Source organism: Flavobacterium johnsoniae (assembly GCF_030388325.1).
GTDB classification, from domain to species: Bacteria; Bacteroidota; Bacteroidia; order Flavobacteriales; family Flavobacteriaceae; genus Flavobacterium; species Flavobacterium johnsoniae_C.
The window spans coordinates 378,868-405,689 of record NZ_CP103794.1 but is presented as its reverse complement, the minus strand read 5'-3'; the positions used below and the strand labels follow the sequence as shown (position 1 = coordinate 405,689).

The window sequence follows — 26,822 nt, the reverse complement described above, 5'->3', positions numbered from 1 at the left end:
AAAGGCTAAAAAAGCAAAAACATGTGCAATTTTGAATTTGTTTTGAGCGGAATAATTATAAATATGAGCTATATTCGCATCACTTAAACAAAATAACATGAAAAAAGTAATTTTATTCTTGACCATGTGCCTTATGGCTTTCCCAATGAGAGCCGATGAAGGAATGTGGTTTTTGATGTTTATCGAAAGATTGAACCATAGAGATATGGAAAAAATGGGCTTGCAATTGACAGCCGAAGAAATTTACAGTATCAATAATCATAGTTTAAAAGATGCGATTGTACAATTCAATGGTGGATGTACAGCAGAAATCGTTTCAAACAGCGGATTGGTATTGACTAATCATCACTGCGGATACAGTGCGATTGCAGAACTTTCAACTGCAGAACAAAATCATTTAAAAAATGGTTTTTGGGCAAAAAACCGTTCAGAAGAACTGAAACCTAAATCTTTATTTGTTCGTTTCTTCGTACGTATGGATGACGTTTCTAAAAGAATTTTGTCTAAAGTAAATGATACAATGACAGAAACTGAAAGAAATAAAATCATTCAGCAAGAAATTGCTTTGATCGAAAAAGAAAATAGCGAAAACGGAAAGTATACAGTTTCTGTTCGCCCTTTCTTTCAAGGAAATGAATATTACTATTTTGTTTACCAAGATTACACAGACGTTCGTTTAGTTGGAACTCCTCCTGAAAGCGTTGGTAAATTTGGTGGAGATACTGACAACTGGGAATGGCCTCGTCAAACTGGAGATTTCTCTATGTTTAGAGTTTATGCTGATAAAGATGGAAATCCCGCTGCATATTCTAAAGAAAATGTGCCTTTAAAACCAAAACATCATTTACCAGTTAGTTTAAAAGGTGTAAAAGAAAATGATTTTGCAATGATTTTAGGATATCCAGGAAGAACAAACCGTTGGATGCCAGCTGGTGGAATCGAGCAAAATATTAAATATGCTTATCCTGCGTGGGTTGAAGGTGCAAAAACCGGAATGGACGTTATGAAAAAGTATATGGATAAAGATGCAACTGTTCGTTTACAGTACGCTTCTAAATATGCTTCGACTGCAAATTACTGGAAAAACCGTCAAGGTATGATTGATGCTTTAACAAAAGCAGGAACGGTTGATACTAAAGCAGCGCAAGAAGATAAATTTTATGAGTGGGCAAGCAAACCTGCAAATAAAGAAAAATACGAGAATGTAATTCCGACTATCAACGATTATTACAGAGAAACAAACTTAAAAGCGCGTCACGATAATTATTTGACACAACTTTTGCGTACTTCTAGTTATGCAAGCGGACCTGCTAGTTTAGGAAATGCTTTAATTGCATACTACAAAGAAAATGATGCAAAGAAAGCAGAAATGCTTCCTAAAATCAATGCAATGGTTGAGGCAATCTATGGTGAATTTTACGCTCCATTAGAAAAAGATGTTTTAACGGCTCAATTGAATTTATACGCTTCAAAAGCTGCTGAATATGGACTTGCTCCAGAAATTGCAAAAATGAAAACAGCTAATAATGGTGACTTTACGGCTGATATAGCAAAAGCAACTGAACAAAGTTACTTTACATCTAAAGAAAAAATAGTAGCATTTTTAGCAGATCCAAAACCTGTAGCAATTACACACGATCCATTATATATTATTTCTAATGATTTGATGACAAAATACCGTTCTAAAACTGAAGATCAAGCAAAAGCTGATGACGGTTTTGCAACAGCTTACCGCAAATTGGTTGAAGGTTTAAGAGAGTCAAAGTTGAATGCAATTCAGTATCCAGATGCAAACTCTACTTTGAGATTGACTTACGGAAAAGTTCGTGCTTTACCTGCAGATCCTCGTAATGACGCTAAAATCAATAACTATACTACAATGGAAAGTATGGTTAAAAAATACAAAGCAGGAGATCAAGAATTTGACTTGCCAGCTCGTTTGTTAGAATTGAACAAGAAAAAAGATTTCGGACAATATGCTGATAAAGCGGGATATATGCCAGTAAACTTTTTAACTGATAATGACATCACAGGAGGAAATTCTGGTTCTCCAGTTATTAACGGAAAAGGAGAATTAATCGGAATTGCTTTTGATGGAAATATCGAAGCTATGGCTGGAGACGTTATTTTTGACTCTAAATTACAAAGAACAATCAATGTTGATATTCGTTACGTACTTTGGATTATCGACAAATACGCTGGAGCGAAAAATATAATCGACGAATTGACGATTGCTAAGTAATCTTTAGTTCTAATTTAAATATCTAACCCGACAGGTTTTTATAACTTGTCGGGTTTTTTATTTTCTTGTAATTAATTTATCCCGAAAACCAAATAGAGCATTTTATATTTCCTTATTTTTGAAAAATAATTACAGCGTTTTATTAGTTATTTGCTATTTCGATTAACCGATGAAACAGTTTAACGATTAAACATTTTAAATGAAGACACATTTCATCGCCATTGGCGGAAGCGCAATGCACAATCTGGCATTAGCATTGCATAATAAAGGATATCAAGTTACAGGAAGTGACGATGCGATTTTTGAACCTTCAAAATCGAGATTGGAGAAAAAGGGAATTCTTCCGGCAGAAATGGGTTGGTTTCCAGAAAAAATCACTTCGGATATTGACGCTATTATTTTAGGAATGCATGCAAAAGCAGATAATCCTGAATTATTAAAAGCGCAAGAATTGGGATTGAAAATCTATTCGTATCCTGAATTTTTATACGAACAATCTAAAAATAAAACCCGCGTTGTAATTGGTGGTTCGCACGGAAAAACAACCATCACTTCGATGATTTTGCATGTAATGCATTACCATAATATTGCAGTTGATTATATGGTAGGAGCACAGTTGGAAGGTTTTGATACAATGGTGCACTTGACTGAAGAAAACGATTTTATGGTTTTAGAAGGCGATGAATATTTATCTTCTCCAATTGACAGACGTCCGAAATTTCATTTATACCAACCCAATATTGCTTTGATTTCGGGAATTGCTTGGGATCATATTAATGTTTTTCCAACGTATGAAAACTATGTGGAGCAGTTTGAGATTTTCATCCAAAAAATTACTAACGGCGGAATTTTAGTTTATAACGAAAATGATCCAGAAGTAAAACGCGTTTCTGAAGCGGCTACAAATCCGATTAGAAAAATTGCTTATTCAACTCCAGAATATTCTGTGAGTGACGGTGTAACACTTTTAAAAACTCCAGAAGGCGATATGCCAATTGAAGTTTTTGGAGCACACAATTTAAATAATCTTGCTGGAGCAAAATGGATCTGCCAAAATATGGGCGTTGATGAAGCCGATTTTTACGAAGCAATTGCAAGTTTTAAAGGCGCTTCTAAACGTTTAGAAAAAATTGCGGAAGGAAAAGGAAAAGTGGCGTACAAAGATTTTGCACATTCGCCAAGTAAAGTAGCTGCAACTACAAAAGCGGTAAAAGAACAATATCCGAACAGAACTTTGGTGGCTTGTTTAGAATTGCATACTTACAGCAGTTTAAATGCTGAATTTTTGAAAGAATACGAAGGCGCTTTAGAATATGCAGATGTTGCAGTTGTTTTTTATTCTCCAGATGCAGTTAAAATTAAGCAATTGGAAGAAGTAACTTACGAGCAAATCGCAACTTCATTCAACAGAAAAGATTTGATTATTTACACTAATCCAGCTGAATTTAAAGAGTATTTATTCAACTTAAATTTAGAAAATTCTGCTCTTTTATTAATGAGTTCAGGAAATTATGGAGGTTTAAATTTTGACGAAGTAAAAGGTTTGATTAATTAGAGAATTTGATAATTAGTCAATTAGATAATGTGCCAATTGTTATACCGTTGGCACTTTTTTTTTGAGATCAAATTATCAAATTGACACATTATCTAATTCTCTTTCTCATATTTAAAATGACCAATGATTTTATATTCAAATAAACAATCTTCTAAAACTTGGCCGCCGCCGACATTATGAACGATAAGATTTCGTTTTCCGTCAGAAGATTTTTTGTTGGTTACAATACCGATATGTGGCAATTTATCATTAATCATCCAAGTGACTAATTCTCCAGTTTTATAATCATTTGCATTTTGAGTTACAGGTAATTTAGTTCCTTTTCTTTCAAAAAATACTTCAAGATTCGGAACTCTTCTATGATCAATATTAGTGTCTGTTTTTGTCATTCCCCATTTTTTGAGTTTGGGGTAAAGTGAAAAATTCTCGATCATATCTTCATGAACTTCCTTTTGCAAATCGATATTTAAAATGCGATACGAGCGAATTATGACATCTGTACAAACGCCTTTTCCTTTTGGTACATCTCCATTCGGGTAATCAATTTTAAAATATGCTGGATCATAATCAATCGACGGATCAATTATTGAGATTGCGGCTTGAGATAATTTTTCCAAAAAAGTTTTAGCTTCAGCATCATTTATAATAGCTAAAGCTTTTGATTCTTTTTTCTCACATGAAATGAAAACAAAAAGTAGAAGAATAATTGGTAATGTTTTCATTTTCTGAAGTTTTGTTTTAAAGATAATAATTTTTTAAAAACGAGAATAATATTTGAAAGATTTTTCTTGTATTTAATTTATATTCGCTTCCTAAATTTTTATGATTATGGAAGTAAGTCATTTTGCTATAAAAGATTGGTCAGAAGATGATAAGCCTCGTGAAAAATTAATGCTTAAAGGAAAAGATTCTTTAAGTGATGCTGAATTATTGGCTATTTTAATTGGTTCTGGAAGCCGAAATGAATCTGCTGTTGCTTTAAGTCAACGAATTTTAGCTACAGCTAATAATCTAAATGCGTTAGGAAAAATGTCTCTTTCTCAATTAATGAAATTTAAAGGAATTGGAGAAGCAAAAGCTATTTCAATTGTTGCGGCATTAGAACTAGGAAGAAGACAGCGAACAGAAGAAACATTAAAATTAAAAAAAATAACTTCGAGTAAAGCTGTTTTTGAGATTATGCAGCCAATTATTGGAGAACTCTCTCACGAAGAATTTTGGGTGCTTTTTCTTAATAATGCGAATAAAGTAATTTCAAAGTCACAATTAAGCAAGGGTGGAATTGCTGGAACGGTTGTAGATCCAAGATTGGTTTTTAAATTAGCATTAGAAAATGGAGCTACTGCACTGATTTTGTGTCATAATCATCCGTCAGGAAGTTTGATTCCAAGTGATGCAGACAAACAAATTACAAAGAAGATGAAAACCGCTGGAGAAATCTTAGATGTTAAAGTTTTAGATCATTTGATTATTACTGAATCAAAATATTATAGTTTTGTAGATGAAGGAATTTTTTAGCACATGAATACCAATATTACAGACATTTTTTTTGATTTAGATCACACGCTTTGGGATTTTGATAAAAACTCAGAAATGGCTTTTGATCGTATTTTTAAAGAAAAATACCAAGAAATAGTTACTCAGGATTTTATCAGGGCTTATATTCCAATAAATCAGGAATGCTGGCGATTATACCAAAACGATCAAATCACACATCAGGAATTACGCTATAATCGTTTAAAACTTTCTTTTGATGCTTTAAAGTATGTTATTTCTGAAGAAAGTATTTTTGAGATTGCCAATGATTATATCGAATTTCTTACCGACAACAATTATCTTTTTGACGGTGCTATTGAAGTTTTAGAATATTTGAAACCAAAATATAAACTTCATATCATTACAAACGGATTTGCAAACGTACAAGATAAGAAAATCAATAATGCTGCGTTAGGAAGTTATTTCAGCACCATTACAAATTCTGAATTGGCAGGTGTTAAAAAGCCAAATAGTATTATATTTGATTATGCAATCAATTTAGCAAAAACTTCTAAAGAAAACAGTATTATGATTGGCGATGATTTTGAAGCCGATGTAACCGGAGCTTTAAATGCTGGTTTGGATGCGATTTTCTTTAATGAGAAAAAATTGGATGTTTCCGGAGATTATAAACAAATTAACCATTTATTAGAACTAAAAAAATATTTATAATGATGAAAATTAAATTTTTACTTACTGCAATTTTATGTTCAGTTGTTGGATTCGCGCAGTCTGTTAATGATTACAAAGCTGTAATTGTACCTGTGAAATATGATTTTATGAAAACAGATAATCAATATCGTTTGGCTACTTTAAGTAAACAAAATTTGAACAAAGCTGGTTTTGAAGCATTTTATACTAATCAACAGCTTCCAGAAGGTTATACAGATCGTTGTCAGGTTTTATATATTGATGTTGTAAAGGACAACGCTTTTTTAGTAACTAAACTTTTTATTCAATTTAAAGATTGTTTTGGTCAGGTAGTTTTTACTTCTGAAGTAGGAAAAAGCAAGGAAAAGGATTATGAAGTAGCTTATAAAGAATCACTTGAGAATGCTTTTAAATCTGTTTATGCTTTGAATTACAAATACAGCGGTAATGCACCTGTTATAACTTCTAATGTTCCAGTTACTGCAAAAGTTTCTCCTGCCGCTGCCGCAGTTACTACAGCTGCAGTTACTAAGCCTGCAGTAACAGCACAAGTTGTTGCAGCTGCTGCTCCATCGCCAGATTTAAAAGATCCAAATTTATTGTATGCACAGCCAACTGAATCAGGATATCAATTAATTGATAAAACTCCAAAAGTGGTTATGAAGCTTCTAAAAACTTCTCAATCAAATGTTTATATTGCAATAAAAGACAATGTTCAAGGTTCGTTAATCTTAAAAGAAGACGGGCAATGGTATTTTGAATCTTATCAGAATGACAAATTAGTTTCAGAGAAGATTGTAGTTAAATTCTAAATATACAATATGGTTTAATAACCGTATTTATCTTTCCAACGGTTCTTTAAAAATTCGCGGTTGCTATTCTCTCTAGAATTGCTTCCAGGATTATAAAGAACCGTTTCTTTTATGGCGTCTGGCAAGAATTCCTGTTCCGCAAAATTATTGGCATAATCGTGAGAATATTTATAATCGTCTCCATAACCTAATTCTTTCATCAATTTTGTTGGCGCATTTCTTAAATGAATTGGAACTGGTAAATCTCCAGTTTGTTTAACCAATTGCTGTGCATTTCCAATAGCCATATAAGAAGCATTGCTTTTCGGAGAAGTAGCCAAATAAATAGCACATTGGCTTAAAATAATGCGGCTTTCAGGATAGCCAATTGTAGTTACAGCCTGAAAGGTGTTATTTGCCATAATAAAAGCCGTAGGATTTGCATTTCCAATATCTTCGCTAGAAAGAATCAGCATTCTTCGGGCAATAAATTTCACATCTTCACCACCTTCAATCATTCTAGCGAGCCAATAGATCGCTCCGTTTGGATCGCTTCCTCGAATCGATTTTATAAAGGCAGAAACAATATCATAGTGTTGTTCTCCTGTTTTGTCATACAAAACAGTATTTTGCTGTACTAATTCTAAAACGCGATCATTTGTGATAGTAATTTCGTCGCCTGGAGAAGCATTAACGACAAGCTCAAATACATTTAGAAGTTTTCGTCCATCGCCTCCAGAAATACGCAATAAAGCTTCTGTTTCTTTTAGATTTATCTTTTTTGTCAATAAATAAGCATCGGTTCTCATGGCGCGTTCTAGAAGAGCTTCTAAATCGGCTTTAGTAAATGCATTTAATATATAAACTTGACAACGTGACAATAATGCAGGAATTACCTCAAAACTCGGATTTTCTGTCGTAGCTCCAACTAATGTGATCCATCCTTTTTCAACAGCAGCTAACAATGAATCTTGTTGAGATTTGCTAAATCTATGAATCTCATCAATAAAAAGAATTGGGTTTTTGGCGGTAAATAAACCTCCGCTTTGCTTTGCTTTTTCAATAACATCGCGAATATCTTTTACTCCAGAATTAATCGCACTTAAAATATAAAAAGGTCTTTTAGATTCTTGTGCAATAATTTGGGCAAGTGTCGTTTTTCCAGTTCCAGGCGGTCCCCAAAAGATTAGAGACGGAATTATTCCTTTCGAAATTTGTTGTGTTAAAGAACCAGTTGGCCCAACCAAATGTAACTGGCTTATATAATCTTCTAATTTTTGCGGACGAATACGCTCTGCTAAAGGTGCTTCCATTCTACAAAATTACAGTTTTAAGATGTAAATTTCATTCACTAAAAAGTTAAAACGATTGATATCAAGAACGATTGTTATTATCTGAGACAATTTTCTTTTCTCTGACAAATTATCAGTAAAATGTTTTTGGATAGTTTTTTGAGTTCTTTCTAATATATTTATAAAAGTATGAACGATAATAATTTTAAATTCTCAAATGCCGTTATTGGATTGCCTTTGTTTTTTGTGCTTTTTTTGTGGGTAATTTATTGGCTTCAGATTCGATTTGATTTTGATTTTTACCGATATGGAATTTATCCAAGAGATTTTCTGGGATTGCGTGGCATTTTATTTAGTCCGTTTATACATGAAAATTTAGATCATTTATACAATAATAGCATTCCGCTTTTAATATTATTAGCAGCGATGCAATTTTTTTACCCAAAACAAACTTTTGGAGTTATTGGTTTTGGAATATTCTTTTCAGGATTAATTACTTGGATTGTTGGAAGAGAGAATTTTCATATTGGTGCCAGCGGGTTAATATATGTTTTGGTAAGTTTTATTTTTTTTAAAGGAATTCAAACTCGATATTACAGATTAGTGGCTTTGTCACTTACAGTAATTTTGCTTTATGGCGGAATGATTTGGTATGTTTTTCCAGATGTAGATCAGTCGATTTCTTGGGAAGGACATTTGGCTGGACTTTTAACAGGTTTTGCGTTGACGTTATTTTATAAAGCGCCAGAATATGTAAAGCCAATTGTCTATGATTGGCAGCGTCCAGATTTTGATCCAACTACAGATCCCTTTATGAAGCATTTTGATGAAAACGGAAATTTTATAAATATTTCTGAAGAAGAAGATGAAGAAAATCTAGAGGATTATTTTTCTTCTAGTCATCTGGTCAATTATATTTTTAAAAAGAAAACAGAAACTGATGACGAAATTTAGTTTAATGTTTTTTTTGAGATTAAATCAGTAAATTTGTTAATGTAACAATTTAATTTCTAGAGTTATGAATAGAATAAAGATATTGGTTTTGTTCTTGTATTTTGTTTTTAACAATATAGTGAATGCTCAATGTGAAATTAAAAATAGGGTGCAAGCAGACGGAAGTATGTTGTATTATTTTGAGCCGGCTGTATTTTATACGACTAAATCAAAATCATTAAAAATTAATATTGTTACAGATAAAGAACATTATTTTGTTGCCTTGCAGCCAACGCCATTTCCTGATAAGAAAACGGGAAAAAAGATAAAAGATGATTTAATTATTCATCTTGCAGATAATAATACGTACAAGCTGGCACATTATGATACGCAATATAGAAGAAATGATTCTATTATGCAGGTCCTTTATTTAATTGATGATAAAGATCTTAATGCTTTTTCAAACTTCGGAGCTGTAACTGCTGAGATTAATATGCAAGGAACGGAGTTTGTTCGAAGTTATAATTTTAAACTTCATAAAAATGCAATTAAAGAGCAGCTGCAATGCTTTTTGAAAGAAGACGAGAAGTAAATTATTCTTCCTCGTCTTTTATTTCATGATTGTGTTTATTGGCAATTTTCTTCTGTATATTTCTTAAGAGATTGTTGAAGCTAAGAGTTAAAGAAGCTGCATTTGTTGTTTGATTTCCATTGTTTCTTGGTAAATATTCATTGCAATAAGTGAGTTCTATCTGAATATCATCTGAAAACAAATACCCAGCACCTATATTAAACCTATTTCTGTCGAAGAAATTTTCTCCAGTAACTTTCGCTCCAGATTTCAGGTATATTTCATCTGAAGCGATTGCATATATTACACCACTTCGCAAGATTTTGCTATTGATTGGCTGTATGTATTTTACTTGCTGCCGATATCGAAATACATTTTCATATTCATCATCTTGATTTCTCATATGACGAAATTCAGTACGCATTCTTGTGCTTAAAGTGTAACCTGTTTTATGAAAGTAGTAAATTCCTTGAAGAGCAAAACGCCATTCGGGAGATTCAAATTGTCCTATTTCGGGAACATCTTTATTGTTAAGATAAGCTACGAAAGTAGAAAATTTCCATCTAGGAGAGTAGTAGTAATGCGCCCAGCCTCGTAGAGATCTTTGGATTGTATTGTCGAATAGATTAGAAGAAGATTCTGTACTGCTGTAAGATGTAGCAACGTCTATTTCGGTTGACCATTTTTCGCTTATAGTCTGATTAAATTGAATTTCATTCCAAAATTGACTGTAAGTGGTATTTTGTCCGTAGCTGTTTGTAACTAATAAAATTACAAACAGACATTGGACTATGATAATTATTTGTTTCGGATTAGATTTTGAAAGCATTAATTAAGGGTTTTAATTATTCATTCTAATCTTAATTCTCAATATATCTTAACTTCTTTGACGAACAGTTTCGTATAGAAATGCTCCGCAGGCAACGGAAACATTTAGAGATCCTATTGAGCCAAACATTGGCAATTTTGCTTTTTCATCTACTATTTTCAAGACAGAAGGGTTAATTCCTCGATCTTCTGATCCCATAATTATTGCAACAGGATCAACTAATGAAACCTCATAAATATTTTGGTCTGTTTTTTCAGTCGCAGCTACGGTTTTAATTCCAGAACCTTGCAAATAGAAAATTGCATCTTTAATGTGTTCTACTTTACAGATTGGAACATTAAATACTGCTCCGGCCGAAGTTTTAACAGTATCACCATTTACAGGTGCCGAACCAGCTTTTTGAACAATGATTCCATTTACACCAGTACATTCTGCAGTTCTAATAATGGCACCAAAATTTCTTGCATCGGAAATTTGGTCTAGGATTAAAAACAAAGGTTTTTTTCCTGATTCAATTGTTGATTCTACTAAATGTTCTAAATCAATAAATCCGATAGGGGAGATAGTTGCTACTGCACCTTGGTGATTATTTGGAGTAAGACGGTTTAATTTTTCTACAGGAACATAAGAGAAATTAATGTTAGCACGTTTCATGACCTTCATTAGGTCTTTCATTAATTCACTAGAAATTTCTTTTTGTATGAAGACTTTATCGACTTCTTTTCCCGCCTGAATTGCTTCTATAATGGCTCTAATGCCAAATATTTGATGTTCTTTTTCCATGCAACAAATATAGTTAATATGTTTCTATAAAAAAACCGCTCTGAATGAACAGAGCGGTTTAAATTTATTTATTGAAACTATAATATTAGTTTTTGTCCCACCAAACTTTTGTAGTTACATTACTAACTACTGTAGCATTTGGATTGTAGTTTCTCTCATCAGAAGGAGTAGGGAATCTAACAGGGATTGTTTTAGTGTTAGATGATTGATTTGGAACCAATGCAGGGAATCCTGTTCTTCTGTAATCGTTGTAAGGCTCCATAGTCAGGAAAAGTGCAAGATACTTTTGCTGAATAATGTTTGCTAAAGAAACTGTTGCTGTTGCAGCTGTTATGAAAACAGGATCAGCAGGTGCTTTTGTAACTTTAGTAACTGAAGCTGTAACTGCAGCTTCAAAAGCAGTTTTTGCATTTTGACCTAATCTGAATCTTGCTTCAGCTTCGATGAATTTAGCTTCAGCATACGTCACCATTCCAATTGGAGAATCAATGCTAGCATAAGCAGATCCAATATAAGAAGATGTTGTAGTATCTAAATCATCAGCAGCATTTCCTGTATATCCTCCATTTGCATCTTCAGCAATAGAAAATGTAAGTCTAGGGTCTGCAGTGTTTTTAAGAGTGTTAACAAAGAAAGCACCTGTTTTTAGGTAGTTAGCACGGCTGTTATCAAATGCATACCATTGATTTTGTCCATTTGCAGTTCCAGGGAAAAATGTATTTGCATCATCCGTGTTTGCTGTAATTCCTGAAGCTGTAACATAATCTAAAGCTTTTTGAGCAGCATTAGTGTCAACTTCAGTTAGTCTTAAAGCATATCTTGCTTTTAAAACATAAGCGATTTTAATCCATTTTGCAGTATTTCCACCGAAAATAAAATCATCGTTTGATGGAACAGAAACATTACTAGCAGCTGGCTTTTTTAAGTTTACAATTGCCTCATCAAGAATTGTTTGTAATCTCACATAGATTTCTTCCTGAGTGTTGTATTTTGGAGCTTTGTTTCCTTCTTCAGCTCTAAAAGCTTCATCATAAGGTACATCTCCCCAAAGATCTGTAGCATATCCTAAATTCAATGCAGTTAAAATCTGACCGATACCATTGTAATATGGATAGTTTGTTGCAAAATCACGGTTTAGGATATGTCCACTCATTAAAGTAGTTCCATAAACGGTATTCCACTCGTTATTTACATCTTGTTCTGTAAGAATATAACGTTGAAGTTCTCCTAATTGTCCAACACTTGTACCAGCAAGATGTTGGTCAAAAATATTTGAAGTTCTGATTAGACCACTTGTGTGTGTAGAAAAAGTTGAAACTTCCATAGCAGACAGCAATAAACTTGGAGTCGTTGTTATTGGAGAGTTCGGATTTTCATTAAAGTTGTCTAATTCTGACTGACAGCTAGCTAGTAAACCTATACTAAGCCCTGTAAGAATTATACTTTTTATATATTTTTTCATCATTAATAGTTTTAAATTTAAAAGCCTACTTTTAGAGTCATGATAAATGATTTACTCCCTGGATTGTTAAAGTAGTCTAATCCATTGATTCTTGAACCAGCACCTGTTAAACTAGTTTCAGGATCAACACCTTTGTAATTTGTGTTCAACCATAAATTTCTTCCTGTGAACGAAACTTGAGCGTTACTAATAGCTGTGAATCTTTTTACGTTGAAATCGTAACTCAAAGTTACATCACGAAGTCTTATCCAGTTTACATCTGTTACAGCTTGCTCTTCAGCTCCACCACCATCTCCAAGGAATTTTTGGTAGTAATCTTTTGCACTAATAGGAATATTGTTTGGAGTACCATTAGCTAATACACCGTCTATAACGTATGTACGCTCTCTGTCCCCAGATTCTGCAGACACACCAAAGTTGTGCAATCTTGCTAAAGTTCCATTATATACAGCACCACCATGTCTGAAGTCTAGTAATCCTGATAAAGTTACTCTTTTGTAAGAGAAAGTATTTCTAATACCTCCTGTCCATTTTGGAGCTGAATTACCTAAGTTTCCAATCTCGTCAGCAATAACAGCTAAACCATCACTACCGATGATTTTGTTACCATTTTCATCACGAGCCCATTTTCTTCCGTAGAAACTTCCTAATGGTTGTCCTTTAACAGCATAGTATCCAATTGATCCAAAAGCAGATTCAATTGATATTTCAGTTAAGTTACCAGAGATATCAGTTACTTCATTTTCGTTTTTAGACCAGTTTAGGTTTACATTCCACTGAAATGGACTGCTTTTTGCAAAAATGTCATATGCTAATTCTACCTCTACACCTTTATTCACTAACTCTGCAGCATTTTGATAAACAGAAGCAAATCCACTTGATTGTGGTAATGGTAGAGTGATTAAAAGGTCTTTAGATGTTTTATAATATGCATTCACATCTAATGATAAACGGCTGTCTAAGAACTTAGTGCTTAAACCTACTTCGTGTCCAACTACTCTTTCAGGTTTTAAATCCTGGTTTCCTAATCCTCCAGATGGCGCCATACCGTTAACTCCGTTATAAGGGAAACTAAGACCATCAGTAAAACCGTCGGTCATGAATGGCTGTGTGAAAGTACTAATTGTTTGGTAAGGTCTAGGAGCAATACCCACTTCACCATAAGCATAAGTTAATTTTGCAAAACTAACAGCTTCTGGAAGTGTAAAACTATTTGATAGCACCCATGAAGCAGAAGCAGCAGGGAATATTGCGCTATTTGCATTTGTACCATAAGTTGAAGACCATTCTTTTCTAACAGAACCAGTTACGAAAAGCTGATCTTTAATGTCAAATTCTAACTGTCCAAATAATGCTCTTGACATTATATTCTGTTCAGCGTTAGAAGTATATAATTGTGTTGCATTTGATAAGTTGTAAACACCTCTTACTGCAAGCTCTTTTCCTCTTGAAAATACGTCTGTACTTTGAGAAGAACGTAAGTTAAGACCAGCAGTATAGTTAATTTTTAACCAATCAGTTTTTAATGGAAGTAAACCTGTTGCGATAAAATCTCCATAGAATTCTTTACTATTGATGTTATTAAAAGCAACTTCTCCGATACCTGCTAGATTGTCTCCGTTTGATGAAATAGCAAATATTTGTTTACGATAATCTGAGTATGCATCAATTCCTCCTTTTGCTGTTAAAGATAACCATTCAGCAGGTGAGTAAGTTAAGAACATATTTCCAAAAACACGGTTTACGTCACTTGTAGCCGGGTTTTCATTTACTGTAAAATAAGGGTTGTCATAAGAAGCAAAGTAGTTTTTATTGTTTCCTTCAGCATCTTTGTAGTTTCTTAAGTCGTAACTTCCTACTGAACGCAATAAACTTAACATTACACCAGAAACGTTACTTCCGTTCTGAGCCAATGTGTTAGTAGTATGTGTGTATTGTAAGCTACCACCAGTTTTCCATTGGTCATTTAGTTTTAAATCTCCAACAACTCTTAAAGTGTTTCTTTTAAGACCTGTTTCAGGAATCATACCTGTCTGTGTTACATTACCATAGGAAGCTCTATAAGTAGCTCTGTCATCACCTCCATGAAATGAGATATTGTTGGTATATGTTAAACCTTCTTGGAAAAAGTTTCCTACGTTGTCATACATTGGTGCTCCAAGAGTAGATGCAGCAGGTCCCCAGCTTTGAGGTGTATTAGGATTAATTGCAGTTGCAGTTGCGCTTGTTCCTTGAACATATTTGTTTTGTCTTGCAGGCAATTGGCTTACTTTATCAATCGCCATTGAAGTTGAGAAATCTATTCCTAGACCTCTTCCAGCTTTACCTTTTTTAGTAGTATACAAAATTACACCGTTACCAGCTCTTTCACCGTATAATGCAGCTGCTGCAGGTCCTTTAAGAACCGATACGCTTTCGATATCATCTGGATTGATATCTAAAGCTCTGTTTGAGTTATTGATACCAGATAAGTTTGCATTAAATGGGTTGTCACCTGCAGTTGTTTGAGTAGTGCTGTTATCAATTGGCACACCGTCAACAACGATAAGTGGGTCAGATGTACCTGTAATTGTGTTAACACCTCTAATAATGATTTTACTAGATGCTCCAGGTGTACCTCCAGATCCAATTACTTGAACACCGGCTGCTTTTCCTGCTAATGCCTGTACAACGTTTTGTTCTCCAGATCTTCCAATTTCTTCTGAACTTACTTTTGATACTGCGTAACCAAGTGATTTTTCAGATCTTTTGATACCTAAAGCTGTCACGACTACACCTTCAAGTTCAACTGAGTCATCTTTTAATTGAACATTTACCGAAGTAGAACTAGCGGCTTTCTCTTGGCTCTTCATTCCAATATAGGTGAATACCAACACTTGGTTTGGAGATGCTTTAATAGTGTATTTACCATCAAAGTCTGTTTGAGTTCCTGTTTTAGTTCCTTTTACTAATACGCTCACGCCTGGTAAAGGCATTCCCGCATTGTCAGAAACTGTTCCAGAAACCGCTCTTTCTTGCGCGAACGAAATTTGCGCAAATAGCACTAAAAGGAGTGCTAAGAATCCATTGAACTTTAGTTTCATTTTTAAATATTTTGAATTAGTGTGGCAAAAATCTTAATTTTTTGTTAAGTATCCTAGCTTATTGTCGTTTTTTTTACCTTCTAATTATGTTAATTTAACTTTTGTTGCGTATTTTGCTATATAAGTCATAATTTTTCATTGCAATACTGTTTATTTTGTTGGTAATACAAATCAATGTTAAAAAAATGAGAAAACTTCTAACTATTGATAAAGCAGTTGTTGAATGTGAGTGTTAAAACTGTTATTGCTTGCTAAATGCTTAGATATTGGAGGTGTCTTTTTTGATTTTTGCTAAAACTTCACATTATAGCTTATGTTTACGATAGTGTTATAAAATTGTAAATTTGTGGTGTTTTCTCCGCCGTTACTGAGGTTTATGCGCAAAATTCCGCTCGTTGTCTGAATTGTTGCGCCAATGCCTATTCCTAATAATTTTTTAATGTTGTTCTTATTTGAAATGCTGGTTTGATCTTGGTAAAGTGAATAATCTAAAATAGAGTTGATGTAGAAAGTTTGGGATATCAGGTAACGATATTCTGTTAAAATCATTGTTGCGAAGTTCGCTTGGAGGCTGTTTTCCAAAAATCCTCTAATAGAATTCATTCCTCCAAAACGAAATAATTCATTTGAAATATAGTTTTTGCTTTTTAAGAAAATATTCTGTGAATTTATGTTAATGAAATTCTTAGAATTTAATTCGAAATTATACTTCAAATTTAGATTTGTAAAAAACTGGTTGCTTTTGCCGGCTGTTTCAATTGAATTGTTTGTAGTTCGATTTCCAAAACCAAAAGAAGCGGCGATAAATGCTTTGTTGAAGAATATTGTATTTTCAAAATCGCTTTTCTGAAAATCATACGAGGTAGTAATGTACGAATTATTGAAGTCGCTTAATGTCGAATTGTTTGTGTTTTGAATGTCGCTTGATTCTGTCGATTGGTATCCAAGATAAAGTTTGGAATTGTAATTTAAATAATAGCCTAAATTAATATCTGTTTTTGTGTTTTGAAAAGTGCTGTCTTGTTTAAAGATGTTTAATTGTGCCTTTATTCCGATTGGAGATTGAAATAAATACGGAATTTCAATTTTAGTGTTGAAAGTCTTTTGCTGATTGCCGTCACTTTTCCAATAAAGAGAAAATTTTTCACCAGCACGTAATGTGTTTACAAGCGAAATGTCGACATAGCCATTTAGATTAAGTTTTTTATTTTCATCATTCGAAAATCCTATATAACCATCAAAAGTGTTTGCCTTTCTTTTTTCTATGTAAGTGTATACTTTGGTCGAGTCTGTTGTGAATAATATTTCTGGATATTTTGTCTGTGAAATAAAATCGAAGCTATTTATGTCGCTATGTAAATTTTTAATGGCTTCTTGGTTGAATGTTTTGTTTGTGTATTTTTTATTTAATTGTTTTAATGCACCTTTTGGAAAAAAATCTTTCGAATCTGTATGATTTAGAATAATTGAATTCAGGATTCTTTTTTTTTCAGAATCTAAAATTAAATCAGCATAAATTGTTGAGTTTTTTCTTTTGATGTTTGCTAGTTTTATTTTTGAAAAAGCAAAACCTTCTTTTTCTTTATTTTCAATTTCTCGATTTAATAAATTTTCTAAATCAGAATAAGGAATAATTAAGCTGTCTTTTGGTGTTTTTTTGGTATCAAAAAATATGTTATTTGTACCTATATATATATGTATAGTTTTTATTCTCGTTTTTAGGTCAAAAATAGCGGTAAAAGAACTGTCGTTAATTTTGCGATTCTCTATTGTAATAATGTCGAGGTAGCCTTGTTTTGTGAGCTTTTCGGCGACTGAGGCAATTTCGTTGGTAAGCGATTTTAAGTTCGTATGGGCTTTATTGTAATTTACAGAATCTATGGTTTGGTTTTGTTTTTCATTTGTTCCTTTGATGTTTAAATAGAAAGATTGTCCAAAACATTTTGAGCCTAGGAGAAAAAACAGTATATATAGTAATTGTTTCGGTTGCAATTGATTTGTTTATTAAATGTTAAGCAAATATCATATGTTTCTTTGTTAAATCATACATATAAATAATGTTATTGAAAATTAATGATTTAACGTTTGTATAGTGAAAAATATTTTATACATTTGCAACCCCGTAAAAAGCGGGAATTTAATAAACATAATAATTTTTAGTATTAATTATGCCAACAATTCAACAATTAGTAAGAACAGGAAGAACTCAGATAACTAAGAAGAGTAAATCGGTTGCTTTAGATTCTTGTCCTCAAAGAAGAGGGGTTTGTACGCGTGTTTACACTACTACACCAAAAAAACCAAACTCTGCAATGCGTAAAGTTGCGCGTGTGCGTTTGACAAATGGTAATGAGGTGAATGCTTACATCCCTGGAGAAGGACACAATTTACAAGAGCACTCGATAGTATTAGTTAGAGGTGGAAGGGTAAAAGATTTACCAGGTGTTAGATATCACATCGTTCGTGGAGCGCTTGATACGTCAGGTGTTGCAGGAAGAACGCAAAGAAGATCTAAGTACGGTGCTAAACGCCCAAAAGAAGCAAAAAAGTAATTTAAAAACTTTTAAGAAAAAGACATGAGAAAAAGAGCGGCAAAGAAAAGACCACTTTTACCGGATCCAAGGTTTAATGACCAATTAGTAACACGTTTTGTGAACAACTTAATGTGGGATGGTAAGAAATCTACAGCTTTTAAAGTATTTTATGATGCTATTGATATCATCGAAACTAAAAAGCAAAATGATGAGAAAACTTCATTAGAGATCTGGAAAGATGCTTTAACAAACGTTATGCCTCACGTAGAAGTACGTAGCCGTAGAGTTGGTGGAGCAACATTCCAAATTCCAATGCAAATTCGTCCAGACAGAAAAATTTCTATGGCAATGAAGTGGTTGATACTTTATTCAAGAAGAAGAAATGAGAAATCTATGGCACAACGTTTAGCTTCTGAGTGTTTAGCTGCGGCTAAAGAAGAAGGTGCTGCGGTTAAGAAAAGAATGGATACTCACAAAATGGCAGAAGCTAATAAAGCATTCTCTCACTTTAGATTTTAATTCGTAAAGAAATGGCTAGAGATTTAAAATATACAAGAAATATCGGGATCGCTGCTCACATTGATGCTGGTAAAACAACAACAACTGAGCGTATTCTTTTTTACACTGGAAAATCACACAAAATTGGTGAGGTACACGATGGTGCTGCAACAATGGACTGGATGGCACAAGAGCAAGAAAGAGGTATTACAATTACTTCTGCTGCTACAACTTGTACTTGGAATTTTCCAACAGAGCAAGGTAAAGTTCTTCCAGAATCATTGCCTTACCACTTTAATATTATTGATACTCCTGGACACGTTGACTTTACTGTAGAGGTAAACCGTTCTCTGCGTGTACTTGATGGTTTGGTTTTCTTGTTTAGTGCTGTTGATGGTGTTGAGCCTCAATCAGAAACTAACTGGAGACTTGCTGATCAATATAGAGTTCCTCGTATGGGATTCGTAAACAAAATGGACCGTCAAGGTGCTAACTTTTTAGCTGTATGCGGACAGGTTAAAGATATGTTGAAATCGAATGCGGTTGCAATTACTTTGCCTATTGGTGATGAAGCAGATTTTAAAGGTATTGTTGACTTGGTGAAAAATCAAGCTATTGTATGGCATGATGAAACTCAAGGAGCTACTTTTGATATCGTTGATATCCCTGCTGATATGGTTGATGATGTAAAACACTACCGTTCTATCCTTATCGAAGAGATTGCAACTTATGATGAGAATCTTTTAGATAAATACATGGAAGATGAAAACTCTATTACAGAGGACGAAATCAACAATGCATTAAGAGCAGCTACTATCGATATGGCAATCATTCCTATGCTTGCTGGTTCTTCTTTTAAAAACAAAGGAGTTCAATTTATGTTAGATGCTGTTTGTAAGTATTTACCATCTCCATTGGATAAAGAAGGTATTGAAGGAATTCACCCTGATGATGCTGAATTATTAGAAGAAGATCAAACTAAAATCTTACGTCGCCCAGATGTAAAAGAGCCGTTTGCTGCTTTAGCGTTTAAAATTGCTACTGACCCATTCGTAGGTCGTTTGGCTTTCTTCCGTGCTTACTCTGGACGTTTAGATGCTGGTTCTTATGTTTTAAATACTCGTTCTGGTAACAAAGAGAGAATTTCTCGTATCTACCAAATGCACGCTAACAAACAAAATCCAATCGAATTTATTGAGGCTGGAGATATTGGAGCTGCTGTAGGATTTAAAGATATTAAAACTGGAGATACTTTGTGTGATGAAAAGAATCCAATTATTTTGGAATCTATGAAATTCCCAGAGCCGGTAATTGGTATTGCTATTGAGCCTAAAACTAAAGCTGACGTTGATAAAATGGGTATGGCTTTAGCTAAATTAGCTGAGGAAGATCCGACATTTACTGTTAGAACTGATGAGGCTTCTGGTCAAACTATTATTTCTGGTATGGGTGAGCTTCACTTAGATATCTTAGTTGATCGTATGAAACGTGAGTTTAAAGTAGAGGTTAATCAAGGTGAGCCTCAAGTAGAATATAAAGAAGCGTTTACAAGATCTGCTCAACATAGAGAAACTTACAAAAAACAATCTGGAGGTCGTGGTAAATTCGGTGATATCGTATTTAGAATCGAGCCTGCTGATGAAGTTGATGGTAAAGTTCCTGTAGGATTACAGTTTGTGAATGAGGTAAAAGGTGGTAACGTTCCTAAGGAATATATCCCTGCTGTTGAAAAAGGTTTCCGTGAAGCTATGAAAACAGGTCCATTAGCTGGATATGCTGTTGATAGTTTAAAAGTGACTTTATTAGACGGATCTTTCCACCCTGTGGATTCTGATGCTCTTTCTTTTGAATTAGCTGCTAGAATGGGTTATAAAGAGTCAGGACGTGCTGCTGGAGCTGTTATTCTTGAGCCTATCATGAAAATCGAAGTTATTACTCCTGAAGAAAACATGGGTGATATCGTAGGTGACTTGAACCGTCGTAGAGGTCAGGTTAATGATATGGGTGACAGAAATGGTGCTAAAACTATTAAAGCTGACGTGCCTTTATCAGAAATGTTTGGTTATGTTACTACATTAAGAACATTGTCTTCTGGTAGAGCAACTTCAACAATGGAGTTTTCTCACTATGCAGAAACACCTTCTAATATTTCAGAAGAGGTAATCAAAAAAGCAAAAGGTAACGCTTAATTTTAAGAAAATGAGTCAAAAAATCAGAATAAAACTAAAATCTTACGATCACATGTTGGTAGATAAATCTGCTGAAAAGATCGTAAAAACAGTAAAAACTACTGGAGCAGTTGTGACAGGTCCAATTCCGTTGCCAACTCACAAAAAACTTTTCACTGTATTGCGTTCTCCGCACGTTAACAAAAAAGCGAGAGAGCAATTTGAAGTAATGTCATACAAGAGATTGATTGATATTTATTCATCTTCATCTAAAACTATTGACGCTTTAATGAAACTTGAATTGCCAAGTGGAGTTGAAGTTGAGATTAAAGTATAATTTTATTATATTTTTTATATAAAAAGCGAGTCAGAAATGTCTCGCTTTTTTTTGTTTTAAAAAAGGTTGTTTTGGTGGTGATAATATTGAGATTTTTAGAGCTTAAGTTAGCTGCGGATTTGTGTAAATTCCTTTGTTTTAAGGCGGTGACGATGTTTTTTGTTGTGGTTTTATTAATTAAATGTTAAGCTCGAATAGTTTGAAACTTTTAAAAAATGTTTTAAAAATTAAGGCGAATTAATTTGTTTTTAATAGTTGTTTGGAGCTTGGATTTTGATAATGAGCGATTTAATTTTTATAACTGTTTGGTTTATTCAATTTTAATATCTACTTTTGCACTCCCTGTTTGGAAATTTCTGTTATTTTCAAATTGAAGGGAATTTTAGTAATTAATAATTAATATTTATGTCTGGGTTAATTGGTAAAAAAATCGGCATGACTAGCATTTTCGACGAAAACGGGAAAAATATTCCTTGTACAGTAATCGAAGCTGGGCCGTGTGTTGTTACCCAAGTCAGAACCAACGAGGTTGACGGGTATGAAGCGTTGCAACTTGGTTTCGATGACAAAAACGAGAAACATTCTACTAAAGCGGCTTTAGGTCACTTTAAAAAAGCTGGAACTGTTGCTAAGAAAAAAGTCGTTGAATTTCAAGATTTTGCAACTGAACAAAAATTAGGAGATCTTATTGATGTTTCTATTTTTGAAGAAGGAGAATTTGTGGATGTACAAGGTGTATCTAAAGGTAAAGGTTTCCAAGGTGTTGTTAAACGTCACGGTTTTGGTGGTGTTGGACAAGCTACTCATGGTCAGCACAACCGTTTAAGAGCGCCAGGTTCTGTAGGAGCTTCTTCTTATCCGTCTAGAGTATTCAAAGGAATGCGTATGGCTGGAAGAATGGGAGGAGAAAATGTAAAAGTTCAAAACCTTAGAGTTTTAAAAGTAGTTGCTGAAAAGAATCTACTTGTTGTTAAAGGATGTGTTCCTGGTCACAAAAACTCTTACGTAATCATTCAGAAGTAATGGAAGTAAAAGTATTAGATTTCAACGGAAAAGATACTGGTAGAAAAGTTCAACTTTCTGATTCAGTATTCGCAATTGAGCCAAACAATCACGCTGTATATCTTGATGTTAAGCAATATCTTGCTAATCAAAGACAAGGTACTCATAAAGCTAAAGAAAGAGCTGAAGTAACTGGAAGTACGCGTAAGATTAAAAAACAAAAAGGAACTGGTACTGCTCGTGCAGGAAGTGTTAAGAATCCTTTGTTTAAAGGTGGAGGAACAGTTTTCGGACCAAGACCAAGAAGTTATTCATTTAAATTGAATAAAAACTTGAAAAGATTGGCTAGAAAATCAGCTTTCTCAATTAAAGCAAAAGAGTCAAACATTGTAGTTCTTGAAGACTTTAATTTTGAAGTGCCAAACACTAAAAATTTCATTAACGTTTTGAAAGCTTTAGGGTTAGAAAATAAAAAATCTCTATTCGTGTTGGGTGAGTCAAATAAAAATGTATATTTGTCGTCACGCAATTTAAAGGCTTCTAACGTCGTAACTAGCTCAGAATTAAGCACTTACGCAATATTAAACGCTAATAATTTAGTGCTTTTGGAAGGTTCTTTAGAGTTAATTGAAGAAAATTTAAGTAAATAATAGGAATATGAGCATCATTATCAGACCTATAGTAACGGAAAAAGTAACCAAAGAAAGTGAAGTTCTAAACCGCTTCGGATTCGTTGTAGACAGAAAAGCAAACAAAGTTGAAATTAAGAAAGCTGTTGAAGCTGCTTATGGAGTAACTATCGTTTCTGTTAACACAATGAATGTGAGACCAGATAGATCTACTAAATACACTAAAAGTGGTTTAATCAGTGGAAAGACAAATGCTTATAAAAAAGCAATTGTACAAGTACAAGAAGGAGAAACAATTGATTTTTACAACAATATCTAAGATAGAAAAATGTCAGTAAGAAAATTAAAACCTATTACCCCGGGTCAGCGATTTAGAGTTGTGAATGGTTATGACGCTATTACAACTGATAAGCCGGAACGCTCTTTGATAGCGCCGATAAAAAACTCTGGAGGTAGAAATAGTCAAGGAAAGATGACCATGCGTTATACGGGTGGTGGTCACAAGCAGAGATATCGTATTATTGATTTCAAAAGAACTAAAGATGGAATTCCAGCTACAGTGAAATCAATCGAATACGATCCAAATCGTACTGCGTTTATCGCTTTATTAGCTTATGCTGATGGAGAGAAAACTTATATTATCGCACAAAACGGATTGAAAGTTGGTCAGAAATTAGTTTCTGGTCCAGAATCTCAACCAGAAATCGGTAATACTTTACCTTTAAGCAGAATTCCTCTTGGAACTGTTATATCTTGTATTGAGTTACGTCCAGGACAAGGAGCAGTTATTGCTCGTTCAGCTGGAACTTTTGCTCAGTTAATGGCAAGAGACGGGAAATACGCTACAATTAAAATGCCATCTGGAGAAACAAGATTAATCTTGTTAACTTGTTCGGCTACAATTGGAGCTGTTTCAAACTCTGACCACCAATTAGTTGTGTCTGGAAAAGCAGGTAGAACAAGATGGTTAGGAAGAAGACCTAGAACTAGACCAGTAGCGATGAACCCAGTTGATCACCCTATGGGAGGTGGTGAAGGACGTTCTTCTGGAGGGCACCCACGTTCAAGAAACGGATTGCCAGCTAAAGGTTACAGAACTCGTTCTAAGAAAAACCCGAGTAACAAGTATATCGTAGAACGTAGAAAGAAATAATAAGATATGGCACGTTCATTAAAAAAAGGACCTTTCGTTCATTATAAATTAGACAAGAAAGTTCAAGAAAACGTAGAAAGTGGTAAAAATGCAGTTGTAAAGACTTGGTCTAGAGCTTCAATGATTACTCCAGATTTCGTTGGACAAACTATCGCAGTTCATAACGGACGTCAATTTGTACCAGTTTACGTAACAGAAAACATGGTAGGTCACAAATTAGGAGAATTTTCGCCAACTAGATCTTTTAGAGGTCATGCTGGAGCAAAAAATAAAGGTAAAAAATAAAAGAAGCAATGGGAGTTCGTAAAAGAGAAACAGCAGATGCGAGAAAAGAGGCTAATAAGTCTATCGCTTTCGCAAAATTGAATAACTGCCCTACTTCACCTAGAAAAATGCGCTTAGTAGCGGACTTGGTAAGAGGTCAGAAGGTAGAAAGAGCACTTAACATTTTAAGATTCAGTTCTAAAGAAGCTTCAAGAAAATTAGAAAAACTATTATTATCTGCAATCAATAACTGGGAGCAAAAAAATAGTGAAGGTAATTTAGAAGAAGCTGGATTATTTGTTAAAGAGATCAGAGTAGATGGTGGAATGATGTTAAAAAGACTTCGCCCAGCTCCACAAGGTCGTGCACACAGAATAAGAAAACGTTCTAATCACGTTACAATCGTGCTTGGAGCTATCAATAACACACAAAGCAATTCTTAAGCAGCATGGGACAAAAGACAAATCCAATTGGAAATAGACTTGGTATCATCAGAGGATGGGACTCAAACTGGTATGGTGGAAATGATTACGGTGATAAATTAGCCGAAGATCACAAAATCAGAAAGTATATCCACGCTCGTTTATCAAAAGCTAGTGTATCAAAAGTAATCATCGAGAGAACTTTGAAACTTGTAACCGTTACTATCACTACTGCTAGACCTGGTATCATTATCGGAAAAGGTGGGCAAGAGGTAGACAAGTTAAAAGAAGAACTTAAGAAAGTTACTGACAAGGAGGTTCAAATCAACATCTTTGAAATTAAAAGACCTGAGTTAGATGCTTATCTTGTGGCGACAAGCATCGCTCGTCAAATCGAAAGCCGTATTTCTTATAGACGTGCAATCAAAATGGCTATTGCTGCTTCTATGCGTATGAACGCTGAAGGTATCAAAGTTTTGATTTCTGGTCGTTTGAATGGTGCTGAGATGGCGCGTTCGGAAGGTTTCAAAGAAGGTAGAATTCCTCTATCAACTTTCAGAGCTGATATTGATTATGCTTTGGCTGAAGCTCACACTACTTATGGTAGAATGGGTATCAAAGTATGGATCATGAAAGGTGAAGTTTACGGTAAGAGAGAGCTTTCTCCACTTGCTGGAATGGACAAAAAACAATCTGGTACAGGTGGTGGTAAAGGTGGAGATGCTCCTAGAGGCAAATCAAACTTTAACAAAGGCGGTAAACCAGATGCTCGTAAAAGAAAGTAAATTTTTAAACTAAAGAAAAATGTTACAGCCTAAAAGAACAAAATACCGTAAGGTACAAAAAGGTAAAATGAAAGGTAACTCTCAAAGAGGGCATGAACTTTCAAATGGAATGTTTGGAATTAAATCTGTACATGAAGATGGAATGTTCTTGACTTCTCGTCAAATCGAAGCTGCACGTATCGCTGCAACTCGTTATATGAAGAGAGAGGGACAATTATGGATTAAAATTTTCCCAGACAAACCTATCACTAAGAAGCCTCTTGAAGTACGTATGGGTAAAGGTAAAGGAGCAGTTGAGTATTGGGCTGCTGTTGTTAAACCAGGAAGAATTATGTTTGAAGTTGGAGGAGTTCCATTGTCAGTTGCAAAAGAGGCTTTACGTCTTGCAGCTCAAAAACTTCCAGTAAAAACTAAGTTCGTCGTTGCTAGAGATTTCGAAGCATAATTTATATTTATTATGAAACAATCAGAAATAAAAGATCTTTCTGCAGCGGAGTTGCAAGAAAAACTTAGTCAAACTAAGAAAGTATATGCTGACCTAAAAATGGCTCACGCTATCTCTCCAATTGCTAACCCACTTCAAATTAGAAGCGTTAGAAGAACAGTTGCAAGATTGGCTACAGAGTTAACTAAAAGAGAGTTACAATAATTGTATTCTGCTGAAAGATGGAAGAAAAAAGAAATTTAAGAAAAGAAAGAATAGGTGTTGTTACTTCAAACAAGATGGATAAATCTATCGTGATTTCAGAAGTAAGAAAAGTAAAACACCCATTATACGGTAAGTTCGTGTTGAAAACTAAGAAATATGTTGCACACGACGAAACAAACGACTGTAACATTGGAGATACTGTAAGAATTAGCGAAACGCGTCCTTTAAGTAAAACAAAATGTTGGAGATTAGTTGAAATCTTAGAAAGAGCTAAATAATTATGGTACAACAAGAATCAAGACTAAAAGTAGCAGATAACACGGGAGCTAAAGAAGTTTTAACTATTCGTGTTTTAGGAGGTACTAAAAGAAGATATGCCTCTGTTGGTGACAAAATTGTAGTTTCTATCAAAGATGCAACTCCAAACGGAAACGTAAAAAAAGGAGCTGTTTCAACTGCAGTTGTTGTGCGTACTAAAAAAGAAGTGAGAAGAGCTGATGGTTCTTATATCCGTTTCGATGATAATGCATGTGTTCTTTTGAACGCTGCAGGGGAAATGAGAGGAACTCGTGTTTTTGGTCCGGTAGCAAGAGAACTTCGTGAAAAACAATTCATGAAAATTGTATCATTAGCACCAGAAGTGCTTTAATTCG

29 protein-coding genes are annotated in these 26,822 nt (G+C 34.1%); 22 read left to right on the top strand and 7 right to left on the bottom strand.

The window, feature by feature from the left end; all coding sequences use genetic code 11:
* Nucleotides 1-97 precede the first annotated feature (97 nt).
* Complete coding sequence (locus tag NYQ10_RS01970) at nt 98-2,242, top strand: S46 family peptidase (RefSeq protein ID WP_289878673.1); 2,145 nt, start codon at nt 98-100, stop codon at nt 2,240-2,242.
* Nucleotides 2,243-2,441: 199 nt separating this feature from the next.
* Entirely contained in the window at nt 2,442-3,797 is a 1,356-nt protein-coding gene (locus NYQ10_RS01965) for a UDP-N-acetylmuramate--L-alanine ligase (protein ID WP_289878672.1), read from the top strand.
* Between the two features lie 92 nt (nt 3,798-3,889).
* On the opposite strand, the gene NYQ10_RS01960 is transcribed toward NYQ10_RS01965, so the two are convergent.
* Nucleotides 3,890-4,519, bottom strand: a complete 630-nt coding sequence (locus NYQ10_RS01960) for a DUF1287 domain-containing protein (protein ID WP_289878671.1) — start codon at nt 4,517-4,519, stop codon at nt 3,890-3,892.
* Between the two features lie 106 nt (nt 4,520-4,625).
* Between NYQ10_RS01960 and radC the strand changes: the two genes are divergently transcribed.
* The 3 genes from radC to NYQ10_RS01945 are packed head-to-tail and all read left to right on the top strand — an operon-like array spanning nt 4,626 to nt 6,796.
* Nucleotides 4,626-5,315: a RadC family protein gene (gene radC / locus NYQ10_RS01955; RefSeq protein WP_289878670.1), complete on the top strand. Its 690-nt coding sequence runs from the start codon at nt 4,626-4,628 to the stop codon at nt 5,313-5,315.
* A gap of 3 nt (nt 5,316-5,318) precedes the next feature.
* A complete protein-coding gene (locus NYQ10_RS01950; protein WP_289878669.1) occupies nt 5,319-6,005 on the top strand; it encodes a YjjG family noncanonical pyrimidine nucleotidase in 687 nt (228 codons plus the stop codon).
* A gap of 2 nt (nt 6,006-6,007) precedes the next feature.
* Entirely contained in the window at nt 6,008-6,796 is a 789-nt protein-coding gene (locus tag NYQ10_RS01945; protein ID WP_289880992.1) for a hypothetical protein, read from the top strand.
* 14 nt (nt 6,797-6,810) lie between these two features.
* Here the strand turns inward: NYQ10_RS01945 and NYQ10_RS01940 are convergent, their stop codons facing one another.
* Complete coding sequence (locus NYQ10_RS01940; protein ID WP_289878668.1) at nt 6,811-8,088, bottom strand: replication-associated recombination protein A; 1,278 nt, start codon at nt 8,086-8,088, stop codon at nt 6,811-6,813.
* Nucleotides 8,089-8,256: 168 nt separating this feature from the next.
* Between NYQ10_RS01940 and NYQ10_RS01935 the strand changes: the two genes are divergently transcribed.
* Together NYQ10_RS01935 and NYQ10_RS01930 are read left to right on the top strand one after the other, a co-directional pair.
* The gene (locus NYQ10_RS01935) at nt 8,257-9,021 is read left to right on the top strand and encodes a rhomboid family intramembrane serine protease (protein WP_289878667.1); all 765 of its coding nucleotides are present in this window, start codon (nt 8,257-8,259) and stop codon (nt 9,019-9,021) included.
* A gap of 64 nt (nt 9,022-9,085) precedes the next feature.
* The gene (locus NYQ10_RS01930; protein WP_289878666.1) at nt 9,086-9,592 is read left to right on the top strand and encodes a hypothetical protein; all 507 of its coding nucleotides are present in this window, start codon (nt 9,086-9,088) and stop codon (nt 9,590-9,592) included.
* Nucleotide 9,593: 1 nt separating this feature from the next.
* Here NYQ10_RS01930 and NYQ10_RS01925 read toward each other — a convergent pair whose 3' ends face one another.
* From NYQ10_RS01925 to NYQ10_RS01905, 5 genes are all read right to left on the bottom strand, one after another.
* Nucleotides 9,594-10,400 (bottom strand): DUF2490 domain-containing protein, encoded by an 807-nt coding sequence (locus NYQ10_RS01925; protein ID WP_289878665.1) that lies wholly within the window; start codon nt 10,398-10,400, stop codon nt 9,594-9,596.
* Nucleotides 10,401-10,448: 48 nt separating this feature from the next.
* The gene (gene rlmB / locus NYQ10_RS01920) at nt 10,449-11,183 is read right to left on the bottom strand and encodes a 23S rRNA (guanosine(2251)-2'-O)-methyltransferase RlmB (RefSeq protein WP_289878664.1); all 735 of its coding nucleotides are present in this window, start codon (nt 11,181-11,183) and stop codon (nt 10,449-10,451) included.
* Nucleotides 11,184-11,268: 85 nt separating this feature from the next.
* Nucleotides 11,269-12,645 (bottom strand): SusD/RagB family nutrient-binding outer membrane lipoprotein, encoded by a 1,377-nt coding sequence (locus tag NYQ10_RS01915; RefSeq protein WP_289878663.1) that lies wholly within the window; start codon nt 12,643-12,645, stop codon nt 11,269-11,271.
* A gap of 17 nt (nt 12,646-12,662) precedes the next feature.
* Entirely contained in the window at nt 12,663-15,728 is a 3,066-nt protein-coding gene (locus NYQ10_RS01910; protein WP_289878662.1) for a SusC/RagA family TonB-linked outer membrane protein, read from the bottom strand.
* 291 nt (nt 15,729-16,019) lie between these two features.
* Complete coding sequence (locus NYQ10_RS01905) at nt 16,020-17,720, bottom strand: hypothetical protein (RefSeq protein WP_289878661.1); 1,701 nt, start codon at nt 17,718-17,720, stop codon at nt 16,020-16,022.
* 176 nt (nt 17,721-17,896) lie between these two features.
* Between NYQ10_RS01905 and rpsL the strand changes: the two genes are divergently transcribed.
* The 15 genes from rpsL to rplN all read left to right on the top strand — a co-directional run bounded on the left by rpsL (nt 17,897) and on the right by rplN (nt 26,818).
* Nucleotides 17,897-18,280 (top strand): 30S ribosomal protein S12, encoded by a 384-nt coding sequence (gene rpsL / locus NYQ10_RS01900; RefSeq protein ID WP_007136570.1) that lies wholly within the window; start codon nt 17,897-17,899, stop codon nt 18,278-18,280.
* A 24-nt stretch (nt 18,281-18,304) separates the two neighbouring features.
* Nucleotides 18,305-18,781 carry a 30S ribosomal protein S7 gene (gene rpsG, locus NYQ10_RS01895; protein ID WP_026727879.1) on the top strand — a complete coding sequence of 159 codons (477 nt, stop codon included), beginning with the start codon at nt 18,305-18,307 and terminating at the stop codon, nt 18,779-18,781.
* Between the two features lie 11 nt (nt 18,782-18,792).
* Nucleotides 18,793-20,949 carry an elongation factor G gene (gene fusA, locus NYQ10_RS01890; RefSeq protein ID WP_276172067.1) on the top strand — a complete coding sequence of 719 codons (2,157 nt, stop codon included), beginning with the start codon at nt 18,793-18,795 and terminating at the stop codon, nt 20,947-20,949.
* 10 nt (nt 20,950-20,959) lie between these two features.
* On the top strand, nt 20,960-21,265 hold the full coding sequence (gene rpsJ / locus NYQ10_RS01885) for a 30S ribosomal protein S10 (protein WP_007803605.1): 306 nt from the start codon (nt 20,960-20,962) through the stop codon (nt 21,263-21,265).
* Nucleotides 21,266-21,670: 405 nt separating this feature from the next.
* Nucleotides 21,671-22,288: a 50S ribosomal protein L3 gene (gene rplC / locus NYQ10_RS01880; RefSeq protein ID WP_091496656.1), complete on the top strand. Its 618-nt coding sequence runs from the start codon at nt 21,671-21,673 to the stop codon at nt 22,286-22,288.
* Nucleotides 22,288-22,917 carry a 50S ribosomal protein L4 gene (gene rplD / locus NYQ10_RS01875; RefSeq protein ID WP_132989111.1) on the top strand — a complete coding sequence of 210 codons (630 nt, stop codon included), beginning with the start codon at nt 22,288-22,290 and terminating at the stop codon, nt 22,915-22,917. Before rplC ends, rplD begins: the two co-directional genes overlap by 1 nt.
* A 7-nt stretch (nt 22,918-22,924) precedes the next feature.
* Nucleotides 22,925-23,215 (top strand): 50S ribosomal protein L23, encoded by a 291-nt coding sequence (rplW, locus tag NYQ10_RS01870; RefSeq protein WP_289878660.1) that lies wholly within the window; start codon nt 22,925-22,927, stop codon nt 23,213-23,215.
* Between the two features lie 9 nt (nt 23,216-23,224).
* Nucleotides 23,225-24,049: a 50S ribosomal protein L2 gene (gene rplB, locus NYQ10_RS01865; RefSeq protein WP_008464287.1), complete on the top strand. Its 825-nt coding sequence runs from the start codon at nt 23,225-23,227 to the stop codon at nt 24,047-24,049.
* Between the two features lie 6 nt (nt 24,050-24,055).
* The gene (gene rpsS / locus NYQ10_RS01860; protein ID WP_008464288.1) at nt 24,056-24,334 is read left to right on the top strand and encodes a 30S ribosomal protein S19; all 279 of its coding nucleotides are present in this window, start codon (nt 24,056-24,058) and stop codon (nt 24,332-24,334) included.
* A gap of 8 nt (nt 24,335-24,342) precedes the next feature.
* Nucleotides 24,343-24,756 carry a 50S ribosomal protein L22 gene (gene rplV, locus NYQ10_RS01855; RefSeq protein WP_007803631.1) on the top strand — a complete coding sequence of 138 codons (414 nt, stop codon included), beginning with the start codon at nt 24,343-24,345 and terminating at the stop codon, nt 24,754-24,756.
* Nucleotides 24,757-24,761: 5 nt separating this feature from the next.
* Nucleotides 24,762-25,520: a 30S ribosomal protein S3 gene (gene rpsC, locus NYQ10_RS01850; RefSeq protein ID WP_008464292.1), complete on the top strand. Its 759-nt coding sequence runs from the start codon at nt 24,762-24,764 to the stop codon at nt 25,518-25,520.
* A 19-nt stretch (nt 25,521-25,539) separates the two neighbouring features.
* Nucleotides 25,540-25,965: a 50S ribosomal protein L16 gene (gene rplP, locus NYQ10_RS01845; RefSeq protein ID WP_017495016.1), complete on the top strand. Its 426-nt coding sequence runs from the start codon at nt 25,540-25,542 to the stop codon at nt 25,963-25,965.
* A gap of 12 nt (nt 25,966-25,977) precedes the next feature.
* On the top strand, nt 25,978-26,169 hold the full coding sequence (rpmC, locus tag NYQ10_RS01840; protein WP_008464297.1) for a 50S ribosomal protein L29: 192 nt from the start codon (nt 25,978-25,980) through the stop codon (nt 26,167-26,169).
* Between the two features lie 17 nt (nt 26,170-26,186).
* Nucleotides 26,187-26,447 (top strand): 30S ribosomal protein S17, encoded by a 261-nt coding sequence (gene rpsQ / locus NYQ10_RS01835; protein ID WP_012022485.1) that lies wholly within the window; start codon nt 26,187-26,189, stop codon nt 26,445-26,447.
* Between the two features lie 2 nt (nt 26,448-26,449).
* Nucleotides 26,450-26,818, top strand: a complete 369-nt coding sequence (rplN, locus tag NYQ10_RS01830) for a 50S ribosomal protein L14 (RefSeq protein WP_007803649.1) — start codon at nt 26,450-26,452, stop codon at nt 26,816-26,818.
* Nucleotides 26,819-26,822 lie beyond the last annotated feature (4 nt).